Consider the following 5,085-nt stretch of genomic DNA (forward strand, 5'->3'; position numbering starts at 1 on the left):
CTATTTCAGTGGTGATGTGGAAGATCCTGAAATGCTCTTCCAGCCCGTTGCTTGTCAGCATTGCGAAATGGCTCCATGTGAAGGTGTTTGTCCTGTGGCAGCCACTACTCACAGTGAAGATGGTCTCAACGAGATGGCTTACAATCGCTGTATCGGAACCCGTTATTGTGCGAATAACTGTCCTTATAAAGTTCGACGATTCAATTTCTTCAATTTCACCAAGGAGATGCCTGAAATCGTACAGATGGCTATGAATCCAGATGTTACGATCCGTTTTCGCGGTGTCATGGAGAAATGTACATTTTGTGTACAGCGAATCAATGTTGCGAAGATCGATGCTAAAAATGATGGTCGCGAGCTGGCTGAAGGAGATGTGGTTGTTGCCTGTCAACAGGCCTGTCCCACCGATGCCATTGCCTTTGGAAATATCAATGATCCCCATAGTGAGGTCACCAGAGTTAAAGCACAGAATCGTGACTATGCCTTACTGGGCGAGTTGAACTTGCAACCACGAACCAGCTACGGTGCCAAGCTGCGGAATCCGAATCCTGCTCTTTTAAGCGGGACCTCTGCAACCAATCACCACGCCTAGTGTCGAGTCAACCATGTACTATTGCAACCAAGTCTTGCTTTTTTCGCTGCTGACTGCGTTAAATATTTCAACCATAGCTATACTTCGATGAACTCAGCACAAGTGGCTATGCTAAAAATATTTGCCTTGCCAGCCCCAAAAACTGCTGCGACTTTTTGCATACTACAAGGATGACACAACACTAGTGATTGAAATGACGAATGGAACTTTAACGTGAGTATATTTAAAAAACATCCTGAAAGAGATCCCGGAGCTGCTGAAGCCATCGGGGGTGATGAACTACTGGTTACCGGTGGTCATACCTTTACGACCCTAACGGACAAGGTAAGCGGGATCGTTGAAAATAAACCACCGTCACAATGGTGGCTGGTGTTTGTCATGGCTGTTTCAGGCCTCATGTTGTTGCTTGGTGCAATAGGATGGTTGGTCTGGGAAGGTACTGGCGTCTGGGGTTTAAATAATCCAGTCGGCTGGGGTTGGGCCATTGTAAACTTCGTGTTTTGGGTCGGTATCGGTCATGCGGGAACCTTGATCTCAGCTATTCTGTTCCTCTTGCGACAGCAGTGGAGAACAGCCATTAACCGCTTTGCCGAAGCCATGACTATCTTTGCTGTCATTACAGCACTGGTTTTCCCCGGTATCCATGTGGGTCGAATCTGGCTGGCTTATTATATGTTTCCCATCCCCAACCAAATGTTGATCTGGCCCAACTTTAGAAGTCCCCTGTTATGGGACATCTTTGCAGTTGGAACCTATTTCACAGTATCAACCCTGTTCTGGTATGTGGGATTGATTCCTGATCTGGCCACCTTGAGAGATCGAGCAACCAAGGTTCGTAAAAAGGTTCTGGGTTTCTTTGCTCTGGGTTGGAGAGGCGGAAACCGTCAGTGGCAGCACTATGAAAAAGCATATTTGATGTTAGCTGGCTTAGCGACGCCTCTTGTCCTTTCGGTACACTCAGTTGTGGCAACTGACTTTGCAACCAGTCTCGTACCTGGCTGGCACACCACCATTTTCCCGCCCTATTTTGTCGCGGGAGCGGTTTTCTCTGGGTTTGGAATGGTTCTGACCCTGGCTTTGATTGCGCGCAAAATCTATGGCCTGGAAGATATCATTACTATCAATCATCTTGAGAAAATGAACAAGATCATCCTGGTAACAGGCTCCATGGTGGGTTATGCCTACATGACGGAGTTCTTTATCGCCTGGTATTCTCAGAATGATTTTGAGGTCTTTGCTTTTATTAACCGTGCTTTTGGGCCCTATGCCTGGGCTTATTGGATCATGTTCCTGTGTAATGTGATTACCCCCCAGATTTTCTGGTTCAAAAAGCTGCGACGCAGTATTCCGGTGATGTTTGTGGCCTCTATCTTTGTTAATATTGGGATGTGGTTCGAGCGCTTTGTGATTACGGTGACATCACTGTCCCGTGATTATCTTCCCTCATCCTGGGATTACTTTTCACCCAGCATTTGGGATATTCTAACCTTTGTCGGTAGTTTTGGACTCTTTTTCACCTTTTTTCTGCTCTTCTTGAGATTTCTACCCATGGTTGCGCTTTCAGAAGTTAAGGGAGTTATGCCTGAATCAGATCCTCACTATTATCACCATAAAGAAAAAGAAGTGGGAGGTGCCAAATGAATCAAACATTAGGTGTCCTGGCTCGCTTTGCGAATCCGGCTGAACTGATTGATGCGGCCAAAAAGGTTCGTGATGCCGGATATGAAAAATTCGATTGTCACTCACCCTTTCCCATTCACGGGATGGACGATGCCATGGGATTGAAACGATCCCCTCTTGGCTATATTGTGGGCGCCTTAACCGTTACCGGTGCAACTTTTGGAATGGCCTTTCAGTATTGGATCGCAGCAGTTGAATATCCACTGGTAATATCTGGAAAACCGTTCTTTAGCTGGCAGGCTTTCTTTATTGTGACCTTTGCGCTCTTTGTTCTGTTTGGTGCTTTCGGAGCTGTGTTTGGGATGTTCGGCTTAAACCGTCTCCCCAGATTACACCATCCCTTATTCTATTCAGACCAGTTTGCTAAAGTCACGGACGATGCTTTTTTTGTGAGCATTGAGCTGGATGATGCAAAATTCGATGAGAGCAAAACCCAAGAGTTCCTGGCTTCCATTGGCGGGACCGATATTGAACTCGTGGTTGGCGAGTAGGGGGTTAATGATGAAAAAGATATTAATACTTACTCAAATACTCATTCTAGCTGGAATGATTATGCTTATCGCTGCCTGTGGTCGCGGTGAACATTCCGAACAGCCCCCGGTTCATCTAAACCCCAACATGGATACACAAGAAAAGTATAAGGCTCAGTCCCAGAGTAATTTCTTTGTGGATGGCGCTACCATGCGGACTCCTGTTGAAGGAACTGTTGCGCGCGGTGAACTCCGCGAAAATGATGCTTTCTATCGTGGAAAAGATGCATCAGGTGATTTTATTGCTTTAGCTCCCATGGATTTTACGGCTGATATGGTTGCCCGTGGTGAAGAACGCTACGGTATTTACTGTGTGGCTTGTCATGGTGTGAATGCAGATGGAAAGGGCAAGATACTGGAATATAAGTATCCGATTCCTCCAGCAAATTTCCATGATGAACGGATTATGAATCTCAGTGATGGCCACATGTTTAATGCCATTGGTCAGGGTTGGCTGAATATGCCATCTTTTAAGGCACAGGTCTCTGTGAAAGATCGTTGGGCTATCATTAGCTATATCAGATCTCTACAAAACAAATAAGGTGTCGAGCAGATTATGAAATTTGATAAAAAGACAACCATGTTATTAGAGACCGATTCCTTCACCAAAAAGGCCTTGATAGCTGGTGCATCAGGCATTCTTTTGTCGGTGATTGGTGCCTTTATGGATCACGAGCAATTCTATCAGGCCTATCTCACTGCCTTTACGTTTTTTACAACCATATCGCTGGGCGCCCTGTTTTTTGTCTTGATCCACCATATTACCGGTGCTTATTGGGGTATTGTGATGCGTCGGGTTGCTGAAAATCTGGCTTGTACATTACCACTCATGGGCTTTTTCATGATTCCCCTGTTTTTTGGAATGCATGATTTGTTTCATTGGTCACATGCTGATGCTGTGGCTCATGATCCAATTCTCCAGGGAAAAGCTGGTTATCTGAATGTCACGTTCTTTGTGATTCGAAATGTCCTCTACTTTGTGATCTGGGGTTGGTTAGTTCGCGGTTTACGGAAACTTTCCATCGCTCAGGATAAGGGCGATGCAGAAGCCCTGGGTAAAATGCGGCGATTGGCAGCTGGTGGTACTCCCCTGTATGCCATCACAATTACTCTTTTTTCCTTTGATTGGTTGATGAGTTTGGATCCCCACTGGTATTCAACCATTTTCGGTGTTTTTGTGTTCTCTGGTGGTTTTCTCGGAGGATTAGCGCTACTCTCCATGCTGAGTGTTCTGTTGAGAAAAAGTGGAGCAGGAGATATTATCACAGCAGAGCATACCCATGATTTAGGGAAATTCCTGTTCGCCTTTACGGCTTGGTGGGCTTATATCGGTGGTGCTCAATATTTCCTGATCTGGTATGGCAACATTCCTGAAGAAACCATCTATTTTCTCCATCGCTGGGAACATGGCTGGAAGGAAGTCAGTCTTATTCTGATCGTATTCCACTTTATAATCCCTTTTATTGTGTTGGCTTTCCGAGCTGCTAAGCGGGTGCCCGTAATCATTGTCTCCATATCAATTTTATTTATGGTCATGCATTATGTAGATCATTTCTGGATGATAGCCCCAAACTTCAATGATCACCAACTTCAGGTCTCCTGGATGCACCTGTCTACTTTACTGGGTATTGGCGGGGTTTATCTGGGATTCCTATTTAAAAAGATGGGCAGCGCACCAATTATTGCCCTGGATGACCCAAAATTACAAAAGTCTATTGATCATACTGTAGCCTAGAACACCAGCACATTTGATTTACAAAGCCCCGGCTGTTTGGCTGGGGCTTTTTGTTAGGTGGTTGCCCCAAGTTTCAGGGGCTGTGTGAGACTAGGGACAACTCTTACCCCATGCTTTAGCTTGGGGGTATGATATCCTACTGTTTCTTTGGGCTTTAGCCCAGTATTGTTGGGCTAAAGCCCTCCTTTTTAATGTTTTTATTACCCCCAAGCTGAAGCCTGTGGTAAGTATCAATAGTAACAGTACTATACGTAGATAACTAAAGATAATATTAGCAAGCAATTATTCCTGCGCAATGACGTTTTCACATAGCCACTGAAACCCGGGGGTGCGGAGACCCAAATAAAAAGGGGGTTCAGTCATTTGGTAAAAAAACGCCCAGCAAAAGCCGGGCGTTTTTGTTTATCTGATGTGTCTCTATACTAAAAAGAGAAACCAGTTTCAATAACCGTGGTTTTAATGACCTCTTCTGTGCCATCTGAGAGGTCAATCTCACCATTTCCATCCAGATCACGGAAGGTCTGACGGAAATCCCAGGTCAGGGTTGC

5 protein-coding genes are annotated in these 5,085 nt (G+C 45.3%); all 5 read left to right on the forward strand.

Annotated features, from left to right (window positions below):
* A partial coding sequence (locus U9Q77_03140; protein MEA3286359.1) for a 4Fe-4S dicluster domain-containing protein occupies positions 1 to 592 on the forward strand: 592 nt, incomplete at its 5' end.
* 378 nt (positions 593 to 970) lie between these two features.
* Complete coding sequence (nrfD, locus tag U9Q77_03145) at positions 971 to 2,233, forward strand: NrfD/PsrC family molybdoenzyme membrane anchor subunit (protein MEA3286360.1); 1,263 nt, start codon at positions 971 to 973, stop codon at positions 2,231 to 2,233.
* Positions 2,230 to 2,763: a DUF3341 domain-containing protein gene (locus tag U9Q77_03150; GenBank protein MEA3286361.1), complete on the forward strand. Its 534-nt coding sequence runs from the start codon at positions 2,230 to 2,232 to the stop codon at positions 2,761 to 2,763. The genes nrfD and U9Q77_03150 overlap by 4 nt, the downstream gene beginning before the upstream one ends.
* A gap of 7 nt (positions 2,764 to 2,770) precedes the next feature.
* On the forward strand, positions 2,771 to 3,343 hold the full coding sequence (locus U9Q77_03155; protein ID MEA3286362.1) for a c-type cytochrome: 573 nt from the start codon (positions 2,771 to 2,773) through the stop codon (positions 3,341 to 3,343).
* 15 nt (positions 3,344 to 3,358) lie between these two features.
* Positions 3,359 to 4,537 (forward strand): hypothetical protein, encoded by a 1,179-nt coding sequence (locus U9Q77_03160; GenBank protein ID MEA3286363.1) that lies wholly within the window; start codon positions 3,359 to 3,361, stop codon positions 4,535 to 4,537.
* Positions 4,538 to 5,085: the final 548 nt, after the last annotated feature.

This window comes from Candidatus Neomarinimicrobiota bacterium, assembly GCA_034716895.1.
In the GTDB taxonomy this organism is placed as follows: domain Bacteria; phylum Fidelibacterota; class UBA8477; order UBA8477; family JABMPR01; genus JABMPR01.